The organism is Streptomyces sp. NBC_00459 (assembly GCF_036013955.1).
Classification (GTDB): Bacteria; Actinomycetota; Actinomycetes; order Streptomycetales; family Streptomycetaceae; genus Streptomyces.
Genome location: NZ_CP107903.1, coordinates 7,701,942 through 7,722,904, shown reverse-complemented (window position 1 = coordinate 7,722,904; position 20,963 = coordinate 7,701,942). Strand labels below are relative to the sequence as shown.

General features: G+C 71.2%; 15 protein-coding genes. 5 read left to right on the top strand and 10 right to left on the bottom strand.

Annotated elements, in window-relative coordinates; genetic code table 11:
• The first annotated feature begins 14 nt into the window (after positions 1–14).
• The 3 genes from OHN74_RS34080 (at position 15) to OHN74_RS34070 (ending at position 3,903) form a co-directional block, all read left to right on the top strand.
• Positions 15–329, top strand: coding sequence for a DUF6191 domain-containing protein (locus OHN74_RS34080; RefSeq protein WP_327698403.1), 315 nt, complete (start codon positions 15–17; stop codon positions 327–329).
• Positions 330–537: 208 nt separating this feature from the next.
• Positions 538–1,578: a LacI family DNA-binding transcriptional regulator gene (locus OHN74_RS34075; RefSeq protein WP_327698402.1), complete on the top strand. Its 1,041-nt coding sequence runs from the start codon at positions 538–540 to the stop codon at positions 1,576–1,578.
• Between the two features lie 138 nt (positions 1,579–1,716).
• A complete protein-coding gene (locus OHN74_RS34070) occupies positions 1,717–3,903 on the top strand; it encodes an RICIN domain-containing protein (protein WP_327698401.1) in 2,187 nt (728 codons plus the stop codon).
• Between the two features lie 82 nt (positions 3,904–3,985).
• On the opposite strand, the gene OHN74_RS34065 is transcribed toward OHN74_RS34070, so the two are convergent.
• The 4 genes from OHN74_RS34065 to OHN74_RS34050 all read right to left on the bottom strand — a co-directional run bounded on the left by OHN74_RS34065 (position 3,986) and on the right by OHN74_RS34050 (position 9,583).
• Positions 3,986–6,340, bottom strand: coding sequence for a glycoside hydrolase family 3 N-terminal domain-containing protein (locus OHN74_RS34065; RefSeq protein WP_327698400.1), 2,355 nt, complete (start codon positions 6,338–6,340; stop codon positions 3,986–3,988).
• Positions 6,341–6,432: 92 nt separating this feature from the next.
• Positions 6,433–7,371, bottom strand: a complete 939-nt coding sequence (locus OHN74_RS34060) for a carbohydrate ABC transporter permease (protein WP_327698399.1) — start codon at positions 7,369–7,371, stop codon at positions 6,433–6,435.
• A complete protein-coding gene (locus OHN74_RS34055; RefSeq protein ID WP_327700369.1) occupies positions 7,368–8,219 on the bottom strand; it encodes a carbohydrate ABC transporter permease in 852 nt (283 codons plus the stop codon). Before OHN74_RS34055 ends, OHN74_RS34060 begins: the two co-directional genes overlap by 4 nt.
• A gap of 44 nt (positions 8,220–8,263) precedes the next feature.
• Positions 8,264–9,583: an ABC transporter substrate-binding protein gene (locus OHN74_RS34050; RefSeq protein WP_327698398.1), complete on the bottom strand. Its 1,320-nt coding sequence runs from the start codon at positions 9,581–9,583 to the stop codon at positions 8,264–8,266.
• A gap of 283 nt (positions 9,584–9,866) precedes the next feature.
• On the opposite strand from OHN74_RS34050, the gene OHN74_RS34045 reads away from it, so the two are divergent.
• Positions 9,867–10,988, top strand: a complete 1,122-nt coding sequence (locus tag OHN74_RS34045; protein ID WP_327698397.1) for a hypothetical protein — start codon at positions 9,867–9,869, stop codon at positions 10,986–10,988.
• An 18-nt stretch (positions 10,989–11,006) separates the two neighbouring features.
• Here OHN74_RS34045 and OHN74_RS34040 read toward each other — a convergent pair whose 3' ends face one another.
• Positions 11,007–12,422 (bottom strand): amidase, encoded by a 1,416-nt coding sequence (locus OHN74_RS34040; protein WP_327698396.1) that lies wholly within the window; start codon positions 12,420–12,422, stop codon positions 11,007–11,009.
• Positions 12,423–12,548: 126 nt separating this feature from the next.
• Positions 12,549–13,961: an amino acid permease gene (locus OHN74_RS34035; RefSeq protein ID WP_327698395.1), complete on the bottom strand. Its 1,413-nt coding sequence runs from the start codon at positions 13,959–13,961 to the stop codon at positions 12,549–12,551.
• A gap of 139 nt (positions 13,962–14,100) precedes the next feature.
• On the opposite strand from OHN74_RS34035, the gene mmuM reads away from it, so the two are divergent.
• Positions 14,101–15,039, top strand: coding sequence for a homocysteine S-methyltransferase (gene mmuM, locus OHN74_RS34030; protein ID WP_327698394.1), 939 nt, complete (start codon positions 14,101–14,103; stop codon positions 15,037–15,039).
• A 120-nt stretch (positions 15,040–15,159) separates the two neighbouring features.
• On the opposite strand, the gene OHN74_RS34025 is transcribed toward mmuM, so the two are convergent.
• Genes OHN74_RS34025 through OHN74_RS34010 form a run of 4 tightly spaced genes read right to left on the bottom strand, consistent with a single transcriptional unit; the run spans position 15,160 to position 20,955 of the window.
• Positions 15,160–17,889 carry a fumarate reductase/succinate dehydrogenase flavoprotein subunit gene (locus tag OHN74_RS34025; RefSeq protein ID WP_327698393.1) on the bottom strand — a complete coding sequence of 910 codons (2,730 nt, stop codon included), beginning with the start codon at positions 17,887–17,889 and terminating at the stop codon, positions 15,160–15,162.
• Between the two features lie 14 nt (positions 17,890–17,903).
• Positions 17,904–18,701, bottom strand: coding sequence for an ABC transporter ATP-binding protein (locus OHN74_RS34020; RefSeq protein WP_327698392.1), 798 nt, complete (start codon positions 18,699–18,701; stop codon positions 17,904–17,906).
• Positions 18,698–19,570 carry an ABC transporter permease gene (locus OHN74_RS34015; protein WP_327698391.1) on the bottom strand — a complete coding sequence of 291 codons (873 nt, stop codon included), beginning with the start codon at positions 19,568–19,570 and terminating at the stop codon, positions 18,698–18,700. Before OHN74_RS34015 ends, OHN74_RS34020 begins: the two co-directional genes overlap by 4 nt.
• Positions 19,567–20,955, bottom strand: coding sequence for an ABC transporter substrate-binding protein (locus OHN74_RS34010; RefSeq protein ID WP_327698390.1), 1,389 nt, complete (start codon positions 20,953–20,955; stop codon positions 19,567–19,569). The genes OHN74_RS34015 and OHN74_RS34010 overlap by 4 nt, the downstream gene beginning before the upstream one ends.
• Positions 20,956–20,963 lie beyond the last annotated feature (8 nt).

Genomic DNA, 20,963 nt, shown 5'->3' with positions numbered 1-20,963 from the left:
CGGATACTGGAGGCATGGGATTCGCCGTCTTCATGACCTTGCCGGGGCTGGTCATCCTGCTGACCGCCACCGCCTTCGCGGACCAGTTGCTGATGCGGGTCGGGCGGGCCGGATGGCTCCCCTGGCGCAACAGCGCCCGCCAAGGCCAGATTTCGGCAACCGGGTTCGAACAACTCCACGCGACCTTCTCCCCCGGGAAGCAGAACGAACTCAAGGAGCGCCAGTCGTCGCTGCTCCTGCGGGACGACGAGGAGGACGGGGCGCCGCCGAACCGGACGACGGTGGATCTGGAGGGCGGGGTCGCGGTCGTGCGGATGCCGCGATCCTGATCGCGGTCGTCTGTCGTTCGCTCCGGACCGCCATCCAGACCGTCCCCTCACGGTCGCGGTGGTCCGGAAACGGGCGCCCTGCAGGTCACGGCCGCGCGCTTCGCTCTTGCCCAGGTGTACGAGGCCCCGTTACCTTGCGGCGAGATTTCTGGCCGGTTGCACGGTGCGGTCCGACGCATCGGTGTTCGGCGCACGGAACGGACATCGGGTGACAGAGCGAGGCAAGGACCGCCAGGAAGCGCAGCACGGTCTGCTCACGAGCGTCGCCGCCGAGGCGGGGGTCTCGCTGAGCACCGTGTCCAAGGTGGTGCACCGGCGGCGGGACGTGGGCGCGGCGACCCGGGTCCGGGTCGAGGAGCTGCTGGACCGGTACGGGTACGTCCGCCTGTGGGAGCGGGATCCGGCGACGCCCCGGCAGATCATCGTCGTCTTCCGTGACCTGTCCGGCCCGTACACGCTGGAGGTCGTCCGGGGCATCGTGGACGCCGCGGGTGAGCTCGGCATCGACGTGGTCACGGGGACGACGAGCCGGCGGTCGATCTCCGCGTGGCTGGAGGAGTGCGTGGCGCTCGGCGCGGCGGGAATCGTGATCGTGATCTCGATGCTCGCCGAGGAGGACCAGCGGCGGATCGTCGAGCAACGGCTGCCGGTGGTGCTGATCGACCCGCTCAGCGCACCCTCTCAGGACATTCCCAGCATCGGGGTGACGAACTGGAGCGGGGCCCGGGAGGCGGTTCAGCACCTGCTGGGGCTGGGGCACAGCCGGATCGGCATGGTCGCGGGCCGCTCGCACTCCCTGGCCGGGGCGGCACGCCTGCACGGCTATCGGGCCGCGCTGGACGAGGCCGGTATCGACTACGACCCGACGATCGTGCGTTCCACCGACTTCGACTACGCCGAGGCGCTCACCGCGAGCCTCCAGATCCTGCGGGCGGACGATCCGCCCACGGCGGTCTTCGCGGCCAGTGACGCCCAGGCGCTCGGCGTGCTGGAGGCCACCCGGCAGCGGGGACTGGCCGTACCCGGAGATCTGTCGGTCATGTCCTTCGACGACACCCTGGTGGCGGCCATGGCCTGCCCGCCGCTGAGCGCGGTGCGGCAGCCGTTCGAGGAACTGGGGCGTGAGGCGACCCGGGTGCTCATGGACCTCGCCGAGGGCCGGCCACCCGCGTCCGGGCGTATCGAGCTCGCCACGGAGCTCGTTCTGCGGACCTCGACGTCCGTTCGCCGCCGCGTCAATACCGCGTAGCCCGTTTTTCCACGAAACCCTTTCGCAATGTTTCGGTGACAGTGGGATATCCCTTACCAATACTGGGCCTCTGTCCCGCATCCCGACGCTCCCCTTTATGGAACGAGGGTGCGTGCTCCCCTTGTGAAAGGAAAAGCGTTGAAAAGACCCTGGGCGCGAAATGTTTTCGCCTCGGCGACCGCCTTCGCAATAGGCGCGGCTTTCGCCATCGCCTCCGCGACGACCGCGTCGGCGTATCAGCCGAGTCCCGCGAACCTGTATACGGCGGACAACACCGCCGCGTGCAACAAGAGCCCCTGCGTGCTCTACCCGAAGTCGGCCCAGCTGCCGAGCGGCCGGATCGTGGCGGCGTTCGAGAACAGCCAGACCGCTCCGGTGGGGCAGACGATGCCCGTCCACAAGAGCGACGACGACGGCACGACCTGGGCGAAGCTGGCCGATGTCAGGGCCCCCGCCCTGCTCTCCAGCGACTCCGCGTACGCGAAGTACACGAGCAACTGGACCAACCCGTATCTCTACGTGCTCCCCCAGGCCGTCGGTTCCATGAGCGCGGGCACGCTGCTGCTGGCGAGCATCGTCTCGGGCGACGACCACTACTACCAGGAGCAGAAGGCGGCGAACTCCAGCTGGACACCGACCGGTGACGGCGACCGCGCGGACGTCGCGCTCGCCCTGTACGCCAGCACGGACGACGGGGCGACCTGGAGCTTCAAGAACATCATCGCCGCCGGCGGCTGGCAGGGCGGCAGCGCGGGCAGCATCGGGCGCGTCTCGAACGCCAACACCGAGGCCCAGGTCGACCCGATCTGGGAACCCCATCTGCTCGCCCACCAGGGCAAGCTCATCGCCTACTACTCCGACGAGAAGGACTACACGGGCTACGACACCAGCACCGGCGCCCCGACCCTGGACCCGGACAACGGCACGGCGACGGACTCCCGGGGCCAGATCCTCGTCCACCGGACCTGGGACGGCGGCAGCGGCACGACCTGGAGCAGCCCGGTCGTCGACGTCCCGGGCTCCACGGTGAGCATGGGCGGCGGCAAGACGGAGATCGGCGGCGGCCGTCCGGGGATGACGACCGTCGCCCCGACGACCGACGGCAAGTGGCTTCTGACGTACGAGTGGTGGGGCGGCGGCACCAACGTCCGCTACCGGATCTCCGACGACCCGACGAAGTTCTTCTCGGCCACGGACGCGGCGATCACCTCGCTGCCCGTGCCCTCGGGCGGGAACAGCCTGTCCACCGGCGGCAGTCCGGTCCTCCTGCCCATGCCCGACGGCCGGATCGTCTACAACGCCTCCGGCAGCGGCAGTGTCTGGGTGAACGAGTCCGGGCTGAGCACCGGCACCTGGAAGCAGTACCAGACGCCCATCGCCTCCGGGTACAGCCGCAACCTGCAGTACGTCGACGGCACGGGACGCCTGCTGATCCTCCAGGCCTCCTGGAGCGGCGGCAGTGTCGGCCCCGTGAAGTACGCCGACGTCGACCTCGGCAGCTCCGACGGCGCCTACTACAGCCTCGTCAACCGGCTGACCGGGCAGGTCCTGTCCACCGCGGCCGGCAGGACGCAGGACGCGAACCTCACCGGGAACACCCCCGACATCGTCCTCGCCACGGACTCCGCCGTCGGCACCCAGCGCTGGCACCTGACGGAGAAGGGAGCCGACGTCACGCTGCTCAACAGGTCCGGGGGCCGCGCGGTCGGCATCTGGAGCGGCAGCGCGACGGCCGGGCAGAAGCTGACCCAGTGGGTCGACGAGGACGCGACCGACAAGAAGTGGACCCTCGTCGCGACCTCCGACGGGTACTACAGGCTCCGCTCGGTCCGTAACACCAGCCTGTACATGACCGGGGCGACCGCGGACGGTTCCGTCACCCTGGCGGCGTCGGCCTCCGACGGCTCCCAGGAGTGGCTGCCGGTCGCGGACCCGCTCCCCACGGCCTCGACGTTCACCCTGAAGGGCACCGGGTCCGGGCGCTGCCTCGACGTCCCGAACGGCCAGACGGGCGTGCAGGTGCAGATCTACTCCTGCTCGGGCAACGCCAACCAGACCATCACCCGGACGTCGGCGGGTGAACTCCGGGTCTCCGGCAAGTGCCTGGCCGCGAACGCCGACGGCACCACCACGGGCACCAAGGTCATCCTGTGGGCCTGCAACGGAAAGACCAGCCAGCGGTGGGCCTTCCGGGTCGACGGCACCGTCGTCAACCGCTCCAACGGCCTGGTCGTCGACGTGACCGGCGCGGGCACGGGGAACGGCGCGAAGGTCCAGCTCTGGACCGGTCTGGGCACCGCGAACCAGACGTGGACCCGCAGCTAGGTCCACGACACGGCACAAAGGCGGCGCCCCCGGTCGGTCCGACCGGGGGCGCCGCCTCCTCACGCGCCGGGGAGGGGCTCGCTCAGCCCCGCTCGACCGTCACGGGCACGGCGTGGTGTCGCAGGACCGGCGTGTCCCGTTCCGCCCCGACCAGCCGTACGGACTCGCGCACCGGTGTGTCCAGGCTGGAGGAGCCCGCGTGTAGCAGGATCTCCCCGGCCTCGACGATCCGCCGGCCGTCCAGGCCCGTGAAGGCCAGGCGGTCGGTGTGGACATGGAAGCGGACAGTCGCCTGCTCACCGGGAGCGAGGACGACCTTGGCGAACCCGAGCAGGAAGCGCACCGGCCGGGTCACCTGGGCCACCGGGTCGACGGCGTACAACTGGACCGTCTCGGCGCCCGCGACCGCGCCCGTGTTGCGCAGCCGCACACTGGCCGTGAACTCACCGTCCGTCGGCACCTGTTCGCGGTCGACGGTCAGCAGATCGGTCTCGAACGTGGTGTACGACAGTCCGTGGCCGAAGGGGAACGCGGGTGTGGGGTCGAGGTTGGACAGGAAGCTCTGCCGGTCACCGAGCGGGGAGTGAAGATAGGTGTACGGCTGCCCGCCGGGCGAGTTGGGGATCTGTACGGGGAGTCTGCCGCTGAAGTTGGCCCGTCCGGACAGGAGTTGGGCGACGGCCCGGCCGCCCTCCTCACCCGGCAGGAAGACCTGCACCATGGCTGCGGCGGCGGGGGCGAACCGTCCCACGGCGTAGGGCCGGCCGCTGTTGACGACCACCACGACGGGCTTCCCGGTCGCCAGGACCGCCTCCACCAGCTCCTCCTGGACGCCGGGCAGCCGCAGGTCCTCCACGTCGCAGCCCTCGCCCGAGGTGCCGATGCCGAACATGCCCGCCTTGTCGCCGACGACCAGGACGGTGAGGTCGGCCGCCGAGGAGGCCGTCACCGCGTCCGGGATCCCGGAACGGTCCTCGTCCCGGATCGGGCATCCCTGGGCGAACTCCCATTGCACGGAAGGGAGTTCGTCGGACAGCGCGGTACGCAGGGAGACCGCGTCGACGCCGTTGCCGAGGTCGTCGCGCTGGGCCAGGACGTGGTTGGGGAAGCTGTAGCAGCCGAACATGGTGCGGACGTCGTCGGCGCACGGGCCGATCAGCGCGATCCGGCCGCCGGACGGCAGGGGCAGCGTCCCGTCGTTCGACAGCAGGACGGCGCTCGACTGTGCCACGGCGTAGGCCAGTCCGCGGTTCTCCGGCTTGTCCAGGTCGAGTTCGCCCACGCGCAGGGCCGGGGGCCGTGGGTCCCAATCGGGGTCCATCAGCCCGAGCGCCACCTTCTGCCGCAGCACCCGGCGCACCGCCCGGTCGACGAACTCCTCGTCCACCAGCCCCTGTTGAACGGCGTGCACGAGGGCGTCGCCGAAGCCGCGCTGGTCGGGCAGCTCGACGTCCATCCCGGCACTCAGGGCGAGCGCCCCGGCGTCGGGCAGGTCGGCGGCCACCCGGTGGGCGCTCACCAGGAAGGGCAGGGACCAGTAGTCGGAGACGACGGTGCCCTCGAAACCCCATGTCTCGCGCAGGACTTCGGTCAGCAGCCATCGGCTGGCGGCGGGCGCCTCGCCGTCGATCTCGGCGTACGAGTTCATGACCGAGCCCACGCCCGCGGCGACGAGGCGCTCGAAGGGCGGCAGGATGACGTCCAGGAGTTCGCGGCGACCGGCGTGCACGGGGGCGTGGTTGCGGCCGCCCATGGAGGCGGAGTATCCGGCGAAGTGCTTGAGGGTGGCGTACACACCGGCGCTCTGCAGACCGGTGACGTAGGCCTCCCCCATCTCGCCCACCAGGTAGGGGTCCTCACCGTAGGTCTCCTCGCACCGGCCCCAGCGGTAGTCGCGGATGACGTCGACGACGGGGGCGAGCCCCTGATGGACGCCGGCCTCGGCCATGTCGGCGCCGATGGCCGCGCCGACCCGGCGGACGAGGTCCGGGTCGAAGGTGGCCGCCATCCCCAGGGAGGTGGGGTAGATCGTCGCCCCGTAGGCGGTGAACCCGGTGAGGCACTCGTCGTGCGCCATGGCCGGGATGCCGAACCTGTTCTGGTCCACGATCTGCCGCTGGCGCCCGGCCAGGGCCTCGGCGTGCTCAAGGGCGGGCCGGGGCAGGGTGCCGTAGGGGCGGGTGAGCTGGCCGAGGCCGTGGCGGGCGGTCTCGGTGAGGTCGCCGACGCGGTCGAAGATGCTGGTGCCGGGGGCCACTTCGGGGCCGGCCGGCTCGACGTCCTCCCAGGCGCTGCTGAGCTGGGCGACCTTCTCGGGGAGGGTGAGCCGGGCGAGGAGTGCCTCGACGCGGTCCGGGGTCGGCAGGGCGGGGTCCGTCCAGGGCTGGTCGTCCTTCTGCGGGAGGGCTCCGCCGTGGTCCGGCATGGTGGTGGTCATTCACGACTCCTCGGGTGGTGCCCGGGCACGCCGACGGGACCGGGCGCGCACGGCCCGGCCTCCGGTCGAAGCGAATCGCCCGATGAATGGGGTTACTTGGAGAAGCCGGCGGTGAGACCGGCGACGAGCTGGCGTCGGGCGAGGACGAACAGCGCGAACATCGGCAGCGTGGAGAGCACCACCGCGGCCATCGTGGCCGGTACGTCGATGCCGAACTGGCCCCGGTAGAGGGTCAGTGCCAGCGGGAGTACGGCCCTGTCACCGCTCTGGGTGAGGATGAGCGGGAACAGGAAGCCGTTCCAGACCTGCAGACCGTCGTAGACGGCGACCGTCATCAGGGCCGGGCGGGCCAGGGGCGCGGCGAGCGACCAGAGCATGCGCCAGTCACCGGCCCCGTCGACGATCATCGCCTCGAAGAGCGAACGGGGCACGTCACGCAGGAAGCTGACCAGGATCATCACCGTGATCGGCAGCGCGAAGGCGGCCGAGGGCAGGACGATCGCGAGCAGACTGTCGTACAGCCGCATCCTGATGATCAGCAGATAGACCGGGATGATCACCGCCTGGAGAGGGATCGCCAGGCCCAGCAGGTACAGCCGGAAGGACACCCGGGAGAGCCGGCTGCCGGCGCCCCGGACGATCGCGAAGGCGGCCATGAGGGCGAAGGCCATGGTCAGGACGACCGTGGCGACGGTCACGAACACGCTGTTGAGCAGGTAGGTCGTGAAGTCGCCGGCGAGGACGGTCCGGTAGTTGTCGAGCGTCGGGTGGCCGGGCAGGGCGAGTGGGCTGTCGGCGGTGAAGTCGGCGCGGGTGCGCAGACTGGTCACCACCAGCCAGTACACGGGTACGACGACGATCGCGGCCCACAGGAGTGTGGTGCCGCCGGTGAGGGCGCGGCGCACGGCGCCGAAGGCCGCTGCGCGGCGTCGGTGGGTGCCGGGCCGCGTGGGTGGCGTCGGCCGATCGCCGGCGCGCTCGGGGCCGGTGACCGTACGGGAGTGGCGGGCCTTGGTCACGGTGGTGCTCACATGCCCTCCTGCTGGCTGTCCATCCGGGTGAAGCCGGACAGGCGGGTCATCAGCAGCGACAGGCCGAGGCCGAAGACCACCAGAAGGGTGGCGACGGCGCTGGCGCGGCCCATGTCGTGGGCCTGGAATCCGGTGATGTACATGGCGAGGGGAAGGACTCGGGTGGCGGTGCCGGGGCCGCCGGTCCCGCCCGACAGGACGAAGACCAGGTCGAAGTAGGTCAGGGAGCCGACGAGCATGAGGGTGCTGGAGGTGACCATCGTGTACTTCAGCTGCGGCACGGTGATGTGCAGGAAGCGGGTCACCGGCCCGGCGCCGTCGAGGGCGGCGGCCTCGTAGAGGGCGGTGGGGATCTGCCGTATCCCGGCTTGGTAGAGCAGGGCGTGGAACGGCACGAACTGCCAGGCGATCACGAAGATCACCGTGTACAGGGCCAGGTCGGGCGAGCCCAGCAGCGGCTCGGCCAGCCAGTGCAGGCCGGGGGTGGCGCCGATGCCGAAGGACGGGTCGAGGAGCGCCTGCCAGGTCAGTCCGATCGCCACCGCCGACAGGAGCAGCGGCAGGAAGAACAGCACGGCGAACAGGGCCCGCAACCTCCCCCTCGGTGCCTGGAAGACGCCTAGGGCGAGCGCGATCGGCGTCTGGACCAGCCAGCTCACGGCCATCACCTTGACGGTGAGACCCAGCGCCTGCCAGGTGGCGCCGTCGGCCAGCACAGCGCTCCAGTTGGCGAAGCCGGCCCAGCCGATGGAGCCCAGGCCGTCCCATCGGGTGAGGCCGAGCACCACGACTCCCGCGAGGGGGACCAGCCCGAACAGCCCGAACAGCAGCAGGGCGGGGGCGGCCATCAGGAGGCCGGAGCCTCCTGACCGGCGCGCCGGGGTGGTGAGTGTCACGACCCCGCCCTGCTCATGTTTTCGCCGAACTCGGCGGGCGAGATCTCGCGCAGGAACGACTTGTCGGTGTTGGTCAGCAGCGGGTCGGCCTGGTCGGACGGCAGGGCCTGGTCCCAGGAGAGCTGGAAGCCCGGCGCGTTCTGCACCAGGTCGTAGACGAAGGTCAGCCATTCCTTGTCGGTGGACGACTTCACCGCCGCCAGCTTCGACTCCAGCCCCTTGACCGGTGGCACACTGCCCGCCCCGAGGTAGGCGTCGACCTGGGAGTCGTTCAGGACGTAGTCCTTGAAGTAGGTCAGCGCGGCGTCCTTGTTCTTCGTCGACGAGTTCAGCGACAGGAAGTTCGAGGGGTTGCCCACGATGCTGTCCGCCTCGCCGGCGCCGCCGGGCAGCGACGGGAACGCGGTGTAGCCGAGGTCACCGTCCTTAAGGAAGTCCGGCGCGGCCTTGGCGATGTTGGCGTACTCCCAGGTGCCCATCAGTGTCATCCCCGCCTTGCCCGTGTAGAGCAGGGCGGTGGACGCTCCCTGGTCGTAACTGACGGAGGAGGCGTTGTCCCCGAAGGCGCCGGCCTTCGCCAGGTCCTGGAGGCGCTGGTTGGCCTTGGTGACCGACGCGTCCTTCCACTTCGAGGCGTCACCGGAGGCGATGTCCGTGAACACCTGGGAGCCGCCCTCGCGGTCGAGCAGGTACTCCAGGTACATCAGCGTCGGCCACTTCGAGTTCGCGGCGAGGGACAGCGGCACGACGTCCTTCGCCTTCAGCTTCTTCACGGCCGCCAGCAGGTCGTCGTACGTCTTCGGCGGCTCGACGCCCGCGTCGGCGAGCACCTTCTTGTTGTAGTAGAGGACGACCGGGGCGAGGCCGTTGGCGGGCACGCCGTAGACCTTGTCGCCGAAGGTGGCGCTCTGCATCACGCTCGGCGTGAACCGGTCCGTGTCCGCCGCCGGCAGCGCGTCGACCTTGCCGGCCTTGACGTAGTCGTCAAGGGCGCCGCCGCCCCAGCTGAAGAAGATGTCCGGGGCCTGGTCGGCCCCGAAGGCGACGCGCAGCTTCTGCTTGTAGTCGTCGTTGGCGAAGAGCTGAAGGGTGATCTTCGTTTCCGGGTGGTCCTTGTTGTAGGCGTCGACAGAGTCCTTGAGGATCGTCTGGTCGCTGAGCGCCCACATCGTCAGGCCTTTCGCGGACGAGGTGGTGGACGGCCCCGAAGTCCCGCAGGCGGCAAGGCCGATGGCAGCCGTGAGCGTGACCGCGGACGCGATGACACGTCGAATTCTCGGACTCGTGAGATTTCCGTCGACCGGGATTCTCCGCATGATGGTGCCTTTCTGCTTTCCTGTGCCGTCGGTGAGCCAGGTGGATCGGAGTCCGGCGCGAAAGGATTTCGGATGCCACGCTGCCGACGGCCTACCTGCTGGCCGGGACACTGACATGGAATTCATGGCGGAGACAAGCAGGGGAAATACCCCGGTTACGAAACTCTTTCGTGGACGGTGGCGACAGGGAATCCGGCAGCACGTCGTCGGCCACCCGCCCCGACGGCGCGCGGAGGACCGTCGTACGGTGCAGAACGACAGTTCCTGCCCTCCGGGAGACCCTGTGCCTCAGCCCGTTCGCCTCGTGGCCACGCTCGCCGCCCCTCGTGCCTTCTCCCGAGTCGACGACGCCCCCTACCTGGCGTACTCGGCCACGGCACGGCTGTTGGTCCAACAGGGCGACACGGAACTGGTCGTTCAGGAGATCGAGCAGTCGCCCGGAACCTGGTCGACGGCTCCGGAGGTGTCCTTCCCGGCCCCCTGGCCCCGCAGGTTCGGCAGGGCCGCGGTGTCCCCCGCCGGGGACCTGGCCGTCTTCGCGGGGATGCACGCGCTGCGGGCCGTGGACCGGTCGGGGAGTGTGCGCTGGGAGCTGAGGCACCGGTGCTGGGCGGGCTGCGCGGGACACTCGGCGTTCGAGGAGTACGCGGACGACGGTGATCACCGGTGTGCGAGCAGCGGCTCGGCCGGTTTCTCCGCGGACGGGAAACTCGTGTGGGCGCACATCTGCGGCCCGCTGGAACAGGACCGCCCCGGCGGCGACGAGACGGCCGAGGAATGGCTGGTGATCGACGCTACGGACGGGTCGGTGCGGGCACGGACCCGGACGGACACCGCGGCCGCGGGATCAGTTCACGTCGCGTCACCGGACCCGGGCCGGATGGGCCTGAGCATCGGCGAGGGCCAGGACGGAAGCCCGCTCAGGTGGGGCCGCTGGGACGGAGCGAGCCTGGTCGTCGACCGCTTCGGCGACGATGACCGCGTCCTGATGTCGGTGAGCCCGTCCGGCGACCGGCTGCTCACCGTGACCCACGACCAGGACCGCCTTGCCGTCCATCGGGTCGACGGTGGCCGCGTGGAAGCCGAGTTCGATGCCGACACGGTTCCCCGGCATCCCGAAGCGGACTCCGAGGACGACGAGGCCGGGGTCTTCTTCGACTATGAGGGCGGTTTCATCGACGAGACCGGCGTCGTCGTGGCCACGGTCGAGAGTGACGAGCAATTCGGCCCGGGACGGCACTGGCTCGTCGACACCGCTCTTGTGCGAATCGTCGATGAGCTGATCTACCCCCGTCCGGTGTCCGGCCCCCCTGCGGGTCTCGGCGACGGCACTTGGTGCACCCACTCCGCCACCGAAAACGCTCTCCACGTCTGGTCCCTGGGATCTGTCGACGGATCTCGCTGACCGGCCCCGGACCGGATATCACCGGTCCTGGATGCGCCGGAAGGGCCGGTCCGCCTCCAGTTCGAAGGCGAGCTCCAGCAGGTTCCGTTCACCTCCGGGGCGCGCGGAGAACATGACGCCGATGGGCAGCCCGTCCGTCGTCGCGCTCGCGGCGGGCAGGGAGATCGACGGAGTGCCGACGATGTTGTCGAGCGGGGTGAACGCCACGTACGCGAGGAGCCGTTCGATCAGCTTCGCGTAGGGAACGTTCGGACTGAGATGGCCGATCGGTGGCGTGGTGTGGGCCAGTACCGGCGACAGCACGAGATCGAGTTGCCGGAAGGACGCCGCGTGCGCCTCCTTGGTGCGCTTCAGCCGTCGCAGCACGCCGGGAGTCCGCCGCCAGCTCCGCAGATAGTCCTCGCGCAGCCCCCGGCTGAGGCCGTCCATGCGGCGCCGGTCGAAGTCCGCGCCGAGGGTCCGGCCCGTGGCACCGAGGAGGAAGGCCAGCAGTCCCCAGTACGTGAGGAAGTCGCCGGTGAAGTTCGGGTCCATGTCGAACTCCACCGGTTCCACGGTGTGTCCGAGCCGTTCGAGTGTGGCCACCGTCTCCGTGACCGCCGTCCGGGTCGCCGCGTCGGTGTGGGCTCCGTTCGGTGAGTCCAGCAGGAACCCGATGCGCAACCGTCGCTCCGAGGGTCCTTCGACCAGACCGAGGGGCGGCAGCACGGAACTCCCCCGGTATGTCTCCGCGGCGGCGAGGAACGCGGCGGTGTCCCGCACGGAACGGCTCACGATTCCGTCGGAGACGATGTCGATCGGCAGCCGGCGGCCCAGGTCACTGCCCACGACGCGGCCACGGGTCGGCTTGAGGCCGACGAGTCCGCAGCAGGCCGCCGGGATACGGATCGAGCCACCGCCGTCGTTGGCGTGTGCGATCGGCACGGCTCCGGCGGCGACCAGCGCCGCGCTGCCGCCCGACGAACCGCCCGCCGAGTAGCCCGTGTTCCATGGGTTGCGCACCGGCTCCGCACCGTCGTACTCGGTGGTCGCGTTGAACCCGAACTCGGGCAGCCGGGTCTTGCCCAGCACCGTGACACCGCTGCTCAGGAGCTGCTCGGCGAACGGTGCGTGGCGCCGCGCCGGCCTGGGCCGGAAGGCGGTGCTGCCGTGCCCCGTGGGCAGCCCCCGGTAGTCGGTGTTGTCCTTGACGAAGGTCGGCACCCCGGCGAAGGCACCTCCCGTTCCGGCGGCGTACGCCGGGCTGTCGACGTGCGTCTGGACCGCGCCCAGCCGCACGTCGACCGCCCGCACCCGCTCCACGGCGTCCCGGGCGGCCTCGGCGGGGGACACCTCACCCCGCCGGATCGCCTCGGCGAGACCGACGGCGTCGTGCTCTCCCAGGGAGTCGTCCCGGAAAGCGTGCACGATGGTCCGTTCATCGAAAGTCGTCACCGGTGCCTCAGCATCTGCCGTGTGGATGGTCGGCCGCCATCATCTCTTACCGGCAAGTAACATGCGAGCGTTTCGTCAACCTATTCGATTCCGCGGAGGGTGCGGGACGACATCCCCCGGCCCCGGCTAGGCCACAGCCTCCGCCGCGTTCTCCGTCACGTCGCCCTCCTCCGCCGACCGGCGCCCCCGCATCCACACGTACACCGGGATCCCCGCGAACAGGAACAGCACCCCCTGGTACACCGCCGCATACCCCGCCCCCGCGATCAGCCAGAACGAGAACGCGAACGACAGAGCGGCGACGATCAGGTCGCGGACCAGGCCCGCCGGGCGGACGCGGTCGCGTGAGCCCCTGGCCAGCCAGTACAGCTGGGCCGCCGCCGAGAGAAGGTACGGGACGCAGCCCGTGAACGTCGTGATCAGGACCAGGACACGGAACGTGGTGTCCGGGCCCGCCGTGTAGTTGAAGGCGATGAGGACGGTGCCGAGGATCGCGCAGGCCCAGACGCCGAAGCCGGGCACCCCACCCTTGCCGACCTTCGCGAACGGTGCCGGGAAGAGACCGTCGCGGGCCGCCGCGTACGGCATCTGCGCGGCGAGCAGGATCCAGCCGTTGAGGCAGCCGACGATCGACGCGACGGCCACCAGCGCGATGGCCGTGCCGCCCCAGCTGCCGCCGGTGATCGCGTTCACCGCGTCGGCGAAGGGAGCACCGGAGTCGACCAGCTTGTCGTGCGGGACCAGGCCGAAGACGGCGACCGTGCCGAGGATGTAGACGAGGGCCGAGCCGAGTGTGCCCAGGACGCTCGCGCGGCCGACGTTGCGCTCGGGATCCTTCACCTCGCCCGCGCTGACCGCCGCCGACTCGACGCCCAGGAAGCTGTACAGGAGCAGCGCGGCCGAGGCGGCCAGGGCGCCGGGCACGCTGTCGCCCGACGCGTTGAACGCGCCGAAGTTGTCCGTGTCGATGAAGAACAGGCCGACCGTGGCGACCACCAGCAGCGGCACGAACTTGAGGATCGTCGAGACGATCTGGACGCCGCCGACCCACCGGGTGCCCGCGAAGTTCGCGGCGGCCGGCAGCCAGAGGGCCAGGATCGCGACCAGCGCTCCCAGGGCGTGACTGTCGTTCAGAGGGATCAGTACGTCGACGTAGCCCACCACCGCCACCGCCAGGGCGGCGATGCTGACCCAGGTCATCGTCCAGTACGACCACGCCGACAGAAAGCCCGCGAAGGGGCCGAAGGCGTCGCGCGGGTACACGTAGAGGCCGCCGGTGACCGGGCTGCGGCGGGCCAGCTTGCCGAAGAGCAGGGCGAGCAGTACCGCGCCGATCGACAGGACCAGGAAGGCGAGCAGGCTGATCGAGCCGTACGGGGCGACCGTGGCGGGCAGGACGAAGATGCCGCCGCCGATGATGTTGCCCATCACGAGCGCGGTGGCGGCGGCCAGGCCGAAGGTCCGGCGGGGCGTGGCCTCGGTCGGCGCGGTCGGAGTCAGCTCCGGCTCGTCGGCCTCGGTGGTGCTTGGAGCAGTCATGACACTTCCGGTGGGCGGGGAGGGACGGGGAGGGTGTGGGGAGGGCGCGATCGTAACGCGCCATCCCACATTGTGGTCCATCTGTTCATGTACTGGACACATGCGGCCGTCGGTGGCAGCCGTCGACTAGCGTCGGGGCATGACCAGCGAGACCAGTGAAGCCGCCCGCTCCTCCGCCGACGCCTCCTTCTCCGCCGCCCTGGCCTCGGGCGCGCCCCTCGTCCTCGACGGTGGCATGTCCAACCAGTTGGGGTCGGCCGGGCACGATCTGAGCGACGAGCTGTGGTCGGCGCGGTTGCTCGTCGAGCAGCCCGAGGCGATCGTCGACGCGCACCTCGCCTACTACGAGGCGGGCGCGGACGTCGCGATCACCTCCAGCTACCAGGCCACCTTCGAGGGCTTCGCCAAGCGCGGCATCGGCCCCGAGCGGGCCGCCGAGCTGCTCGGGCTGAGCGTGGAGCTGGCCCGCGAGGCGGCGCGCCGCGCGAAGACGGAGCGTCCCTTGTGGGTGGCGGCGTCCGTGGGGCCGTACGGGGCGATGCTCGCGGACGGCTCCGAGTACCGGGGGCGGTACGGGCTGAGCGTGGCGGAGCTGGAGCGTTTCCACCGGCCGCGGGTGGAGGTGCTGGCCGCCGCCGGGCCCGATGTGCTGGCCCTGGAGACGGTTCCGGATGCCGACGAGGCCGAGGCCCTGCTGCGCGCGGTGCGCGGGCTCGGGGTGCCGGTCTGGCTGTCGTTCAGCGTGGCCGGGGAGCGGACGCGGGCCGGGCAGCCGTTGGCGGAGGCGTTCGCCCTGGCCGGTGCGGCGGACGAGGTCGTCGCCGTCGGCGTGAACTGCTGTGTGCCCGAGGATGTGGACGGCGCCGTGGAACTGGCGGCCCGGGTGACCGGCAAGCCGGTCGTGGTCTATCCGAACAGCGGCGAGGTCTGGGACGCCGACGCCCGCGCCTGGACCGGCAGTTCGACCTTCGCGGCCGGTCAGGTGACGGGCTGGCGCGACGCGGGGGCGCGGCTGATCGGCGGGTGCTGCCGGGTGGGGCCGCAGGCGATCACGTCGATCGCCGACACATTGCGGTGACGAGGTACGGGGCGACACACCTCCCGTAGCGACCGATTCATCCGCCCCATGCCCTATGCCCTATGCCCCATGCGGTGCGGCGGTGACGCGGAGGGGCGCGTCACCGCCGTGCCGCCGTCACTACAGCCGGGCGTAGGCCCTCACGTCCGCGTCCGCGTCCCCCGCCACCGAGGCGAGGGCGTCGGCGACCCCCGGCCGGCCGTCGTGGCGGCGCAGCGCTCGGACGGCGGCCTTGCGTACGTCGGCGAACGCGTCGGACAGTGCCTCGGTCAGGGCGGGAACCGCCAGGTCCGGTGCCGCCGCGCCCAGGGCCGTCGCCGCGCCCGAACGGACCTGCCAGGCGGGGTCGGTCAGCGCGGCGGTCGCCGCCGTGTCCAGGGGCGGTGGGCAGCCGGTGGTCGCGAGGGCGGTGAGCGCGGCGGCCCTGACCAGGGCGTCGGTGTCGGCGAGAAGGGGCTTGAGGTCGTCCGGGGTGCCGACGGTGCCCAGTCCGTGGGCGGCGGCGACCCGAACCTCGCGTGAGGTGTCGGCGGCGGCGCGGGCCAGTTCCGGAACCGCGTCCACCGACACCAGGGCCCGGACCGTCTGGATACGCACCCCGAGATCGGGATCGGCGAGGGTGCGGGCGTACAGCTCGGCGGAGCCCAGGCGCAGGGCGCGCAGGACGTCGAGCGCGGCGGCCCGCACGCCCTCCCTGCCGGGGTCGTCGAGGGCCAGCGCCTCGATCAGGGCGTCGCGCAGCGCCTCCTCGGGCGGCAGCACCTCGACCAGTTCCCGCAGGGAGCCGGCCGCCGACTCCCGTACGCCCGCGTCCGGGTCGCCGAGCGCGGTGGCCAGGGCAGGGCCGGTGCCGTCGGGGGCGGTCTCGGTGAGCGTGGCGACGGCGGTCCGGCGTACGGCCGGGTCGGGGTCGGTGAGATAGGGGCGCAGTTCCGGCAGACCGGGCTGGTCCTCGGCCAGGGCGAGGAGTTCGAGGATGCGCGGGGAGGGGGCGCTCGCCGTGGGCAGGACCGTGCGGGTCCTGACCGTGCCGGAGCCGACCGGGGCCACCTCGCGCGGGCCTGCGGTGGCCACCTGCTCGGGGTGGACCTCGCCGAGGACGCTCACGTCGCCGCCCGTCGGTTCGAAGCCCTCGACCGGGACGAGGTAGGGCGCCACCGGCCGGGTCAGGAACTCCATCGAACCGTCCGCCGCCTTACGGACGTTGAGGTGCACCAGCCAGTCCGTGTCGTCACGCTGCGGGATGTCCGTGCGCTCGTGGTAGAGGCCCCAGCGGCTCTCCGTACGGGCCAGTGACGACCGGGCGGCCAACTCCGCGCAGTCACGGATGAAGTCGACCTCGGCGCAGCGCATCAACTCGTGCGGGGTCTGGCCTCCCATGCCGGCGATCTCGTCGCGCATCCGCTCGAACGCCTCGACGGCCAGGGAGAGTCGGGCGCCGCTCTTGGGCGGGGCGACGTAGTCGTTGACGAAGCGGCGGAGTTTGTACTCGACCTGCGGCTGCGGGGGGCCGTCGGGATTGCGCAGCGGGCGGTAGATCAGCTCGTGCGCTTCGCGGAGCTGATCGGGGGGCAACTCGCCCTCGTAGGCGCGGTGTTCGGTGGCCGCGTCGGCGCCCGCGAGGTCGCCGAAGACGAAGGCGCCGATCATGTAGTTGTGCGGTACGCAGGCCAGGTCGCCGGCCGCGTACAGGCCGGGGACGGTGGTGCGGGCGTGCTCGTCGACCCAGACTCCGGACGCCGAGTGGCCACCGCACAGGCCGATTTCGGAGATGTGCATCTCGATGTCGTGGGTGCGGTAGTCGTGGCCGCGGTTGGCGTGGAAGGTGCCGCGGGTCGGCCGTTCCGTGGAGTGCAGGATGTCTTCGAGGGCGGCTACGGACTCCTCGGGGAGATGGCTGAGCTTCAGGTACACCGGACCCCTCTCGCTCGCCACCTCCGCCGCGAACTCGGCCATCATCTGGCCCGACCAGTAGTCGGAGTCGACGAAGCGTTCGCCGTGCCGGTTGACCTGGTAGCCGCCGAAGGGGTTGGCGACGTAGGCGCAGGCCGGGCCGTTGTAGTCCTTGATCAGGGGGTTGATCTGGAAGCACTCGATGCCGCTGAGTTCGGCGCCCGCGTGGTACGCCATCGCGTAGCCGTCGCCCGCGTTGGTGGGGTTCTCGTACGTGCCGTAGAGGTAGCCGGAGGCGGGCAGGCCGAGGCGTCCGCAGGCGCCGGTCGCGAGGATCACCGCGCCGGCCCGTACGGTGACGAACCGTCCGGTGCGGGTGTCGAAACCGGCGGCGCCGACCGCCCGGCCGCCGGCGGTGAGGACCCGTACCGGCATCACGCGGTTCTCGATGCGGATCCGCTCGCGCATCTCGCGGCGGCGCAGCTGCCGGTAGAGGACCTTCTTGACGTCCTTGCCCTCGGGCATCGGGAGCACGTAGGAGCCGGAGCGGTGGACCTGGCGGACCGCGTACTCGCCGTGCTCGTCCTTCTCGAACTTCACGCCGTAGGACTCCAGGCGCTGCACCATCGAGAAGCCGCGGGTGGCGGTCTGGCGGACGGTGGCCTGGTTGACGATGCCGTCGTTGGCGCGGGTGATCTCGGCGACGTAGTCGTCGGGTTCGGCCCGGCCGGGGACGACGGCGTTGTTGACGCCGTCCATGCCCATGGCGAGGGCGCCGGAGTGGCGGACGTGGGCCTTCTCCAGGAGCAGGACGTTCGCGCCGTGCTCGGCGGCGGTCAGCGCGGCCATCGTGCCGGCGGTGCCGCCGCCGATGACCAGGACGTCGCAGGTCAGCTCGTCGGCGTCGTCGAGGGACGGGATCTCGGTGCGGTCCACGGGGGACTCGGTGCGGGCCATGGGGGTGGTGCCTCTCAGGTGCCGAGAAGAGCGGTGTCGTGGGAAGCGGTGCCGAGGGAGGCGAGGATCTCGCGGCGCAGGGCGACCGTCGCGGGATCGCCGTGGGCCGCACGCTCGCGCGGTCGGGGGACGTCCAGCACCTGGCCGGTGCCGAGGAGGGCTACGCGGTCGCCGAGGAACACCGCCTCGTCGACGTCGTGGGTGACGAAGACGACCGTGGCGCGGGTCCCGTTCAGGACCTCGACCAGCAGGTTCTGCATCCCGGCCCGGGTCTGCGCGTCCAGCGCCCCGAACGGTTCGTCCATCAGCACCGCGCGCGGGCGCCCGGCCAGGGCGCGGGCCAGCTGTACGCGCTGGCGCTGGCCGCCGGACATACGGTGGGGCAGTTGCTCCTCCCGGTCGGCCAGGCCGACCTGGGCCAGCCACCGCGTGGCCTGCGCTCGGCGTTCGGCGCGCGGCAACCCCCGTATGGCGAGCGGGAGTTCGACGTTGCGGCGGGCGTTGCGCCAGGGCAGCAGGCCGTCCTCCTGGAAGACCAGGGCCCGGTCGGCCTCCGGGCGGGTGATCGGCCGGTCGTCCTGGCTGACGTGTCCGTCGAGCGCGGGCAGCAGCCCGGCCAGGGTCCGCAGCAGCGTCGACTTCCCGCAACCGGACGGGCCCACGACGGTGAGGAGTTCGCCGGGGGCGATGTCGAGGTCGAGGCCGCTGAGCACCGCCAGTCCCGGGCGCCCGATGGTCGCGTCCGACAGCCGCAGCCGTACGCCCTTGGGGGCCCCGGTCTCCACCGTGGACGTACTGACCTGGGTCGTCATGAGGCCGCCCTCCCGGACGTGTGCACGGGGGCGGCCGGACGGCGGACCCGCAAAGGCACCGCCCGTTCGGCGGCGGGGCGCGGCAGCCAGCGGGTGACGCGGCGGCCGGCGACCTCGACGGCGGTGGAGGTGAGCCAGCCGAGGAGGCCGATGGTGGCCATGCCGACGAGGACGCCCGGATAGTTGACGATGGTGTAGTCCTGCCAGGTGCGGTAGCCGACGCCGTACTGGCCGGAGATCATCTCGGCGGAGATGACACAGATCCAGGACACGCCGATGCCCACCGAGAGCCCGCCGAGGATGCCGGGCAGTGCGCCGGGCAGGACGACGGAGGCGAGGACGCGCAGCCGGCCGCCGCCCATGGTGAGGACGGCCTCCTCCCAGACCGGGGTCAGCGCCCTGACCGCGTGCCGGGTGGAGACGAGGACGGGGAAGAAGGCGGCCGTGAAGGTGATGAAGACGATGCCCTGCTCGTTGGTGGGGAAGAGCAGGATCGCCACCGGTACGAGGGCGATGGCCGGGATGGGCCGCAGTACTTCGAGGAGCGGGCCGAGCAGGTCGGCGGCGATCCGGGAGCGGGCGATGGCGGTGCCGACCGCGATTCCGGCCACCGCGGCGAGCGCGAAGCCGGTGAGGATGCGGGTCAGGCTGTCCGTGAGGTCCTGCCAGTAGACGCCCGTGCCGAGGCGGTGCCCGAACTCGCGGGCGACCTGGGTGGCGGTCGGGAACTGGGCGAACCGCAGCCACAGGTTGACGTGTTGGCTGGTGAGCAGCTGCCAGATCCCGAGCGCGGCCAGCAGCGAGACCGCGCGCAGGGCGTAGCGGGGATACGGGAAAGAGGAGGCGGAGAAGGCGGCGGGGGCGGTCATTTCGCTGCCTGCCCCAGTGCCGTGGCGTAGCTGACGATCCGCGCTCCGGGGTGGGCGGCGGTCCAGGTGTCGGCGGCGGCCTCGGTGACGAAGGGCTCCAGGTCGGTGCCGTCCTGGACCCACACCGACTTGTCGGCGAACCAGCGGGTGCCGGTGGTGGCGTCGGGGACGTACGCGGCCCGTACGTCGGTGCTGTGCGCGGCGACGTAGCGCAGCAGGGCGGCCGGGTCGGCGAAGGTGCTGGTGGTGGACGCGCCCTTGAGCCAGACCTCGGGCCTGGAGGCGGGGGCCGTGGTGCCGGCGGCCTTGGCGTATCCGGTGCCGTACGCCTTCTTGAGGTAGCTGTCGTCGACGAAGTCGGAGACGTTCACCTCGCCCGCGAGCTTGGCGGAGACCAGCAGCGGGACGTCCTTCTTCAGGGCGGCGACCAGCTGCGGCTTGAGAGTGGGGTCGAAGGTGGCGATGCCGCCCTTGCCGTTGTAGAGGTAGACGACCTCCGCGGGCAGCCCGGTGACCTCGGCGACCTTCTCGGCGGCGGTGACCGGGTGCGCGTCGAGATACGCGGTGGCCTTGATCTGGGCGCCGAGGAACGCCTCGACGACCGCCGGGCGCTGATCGGCGAAGGCGTCGCGGACAGTGACACCGTGGAGGGTGGGCAGGCCGAGCGAGCCGCCGTCGTACAGGGCCTTCGCCTTGCACTGGAAGGCGAGCAGGCCGGGCCAGGCCACGAACTGGGAGAGCGCGTCGACGCTGCCCGCCTCCAGCGCCGAAGCCCCCACAGCGGGCTGCTGGTTGAGCTTGCCGATGTCCTTGTCGGGGTCGAGCCCGGCCTGCTCCAGGGCACGTACGAGGGTGCCGTCGGCGGCCGAGCCGACGCTCGTCGACACCTTCCTGCCGCGCAGGTCGGACAGTGACTTCAGCTTGGAGTCCGGGGCGGTGACCACGGTGTTGAGGGCGCCGCGCGGGTTGTATCCGGTGACGGAGACCATACGGGTCGGGGCGTTCAGCTGCTTGCCGCGGGAGGCGTTGATGAGCAGCGGGAAGTCGCCCATGGAGCCGATGTCGACCTTCCCGGCGACCATCGCGGCGGTGATCGGCGCGCCCGTCGCGTAGTCCTGCCACTCCACCTTGTAGGCGATGCCGTCACGGGCGCCCTGGGCCTTCAGCGCGCTCTCGAAGTAGCCGAGGGAGCGCAGCAGGGTCCCCGCGGTGACGGTGTTGATGGTCTTGGACTGGTAGCCGACGGTCACGGTGACCGACTTGCTGTCGCTGGCGTCGGCGGAACCGCCGCACGCGGTGAGCGGCAGGAGCAGGGCCGCGGCGAGGACGGCCGGAGCGGTCCTGCGTGACTGGTTACGGGCGCGGGCGCGGGCCACGGAAGCCATGCGGGAGG

What these genes read in the sequence shown, in the direction of transcription:
- OHN74_RS34015 (WP_327698391.1), bottom strand. Translation starts at nt 19,570, where the DNA reads ATGACCGCCCCCGCCGCCTTCTCCGCCTCCTCTTTCCCGTATCCCCGC.
- OHN74_RS34065 (WP_327698400.1), bottom strand. Translation starts at nt 6,340, where the DNA reads ATGACCACCACCATGCCGGACCACGGCGGAGCCCTCCCGCAGAAGGAC.
- OHN74_RS34055 (WP_327700369.1), bottom strand. Translation starts at nt 8,219, where the DNA reads ATGGCCGCCCCCGCCCTGCTGCTGTTCGGGCTGTTCGGGCTGGTCCCC.
- mmuM (WP_327698394.1), top strand. Translation starts at nt 14,101, where the DNA reads ATGACCAGCGAGACCAGTGAAGCCGCCCGCTCCTCCGCCGACGCCTCC.
- OHN74_RS34025 (WP_327698393.1), bottom strand. Translation starts at nt 17,889, where the DNA reads ATGGCCCGCACCGAGTCCCCCGTGGACCGCACCGAGATCCCGTCCCTC.
- OHN74_RS34050 (WP_327698398.1), bottom strand. Translation starts at nt 9,583, where the DNA reads ATGCGGAGAATCCCGGTCGACGGAAATCTCACGAGTCCGAGAATTCGA.
- OHN74_RS34020 (WP_327698392.1), bottom strand. Translation starts at nt 18,701, where the DNA reads ATGACGACCCAGGTCAGTACGTCCACGGTGGAGACCGGGGCCCCCAAG.
- OHN74_RS34080 (WP_327698403.1), top strand. Translation starts at nt 15, where the DNA reads ATGGGATTCGCCGTCTTCATGACCTTGCCGGGGCTGGTCATCCTGCTG.
- OHN74_RS34035 (WP_327698395.1), bottom strand. Translation starts at nt 13,961, where the DNA reads ATGACTGCTCCAAGCACCACCGAGGCCGACGAGCCGGAGCTGACTCCG.
- OHN74_RS34010 (WP_327698390.1), bottom strand. Translation starts at nt 20,955, where the DNA reads ATGGCTTCCGTGGCCCGCGCCCGCGCCCGTAACCAGTCACGCAGGACC.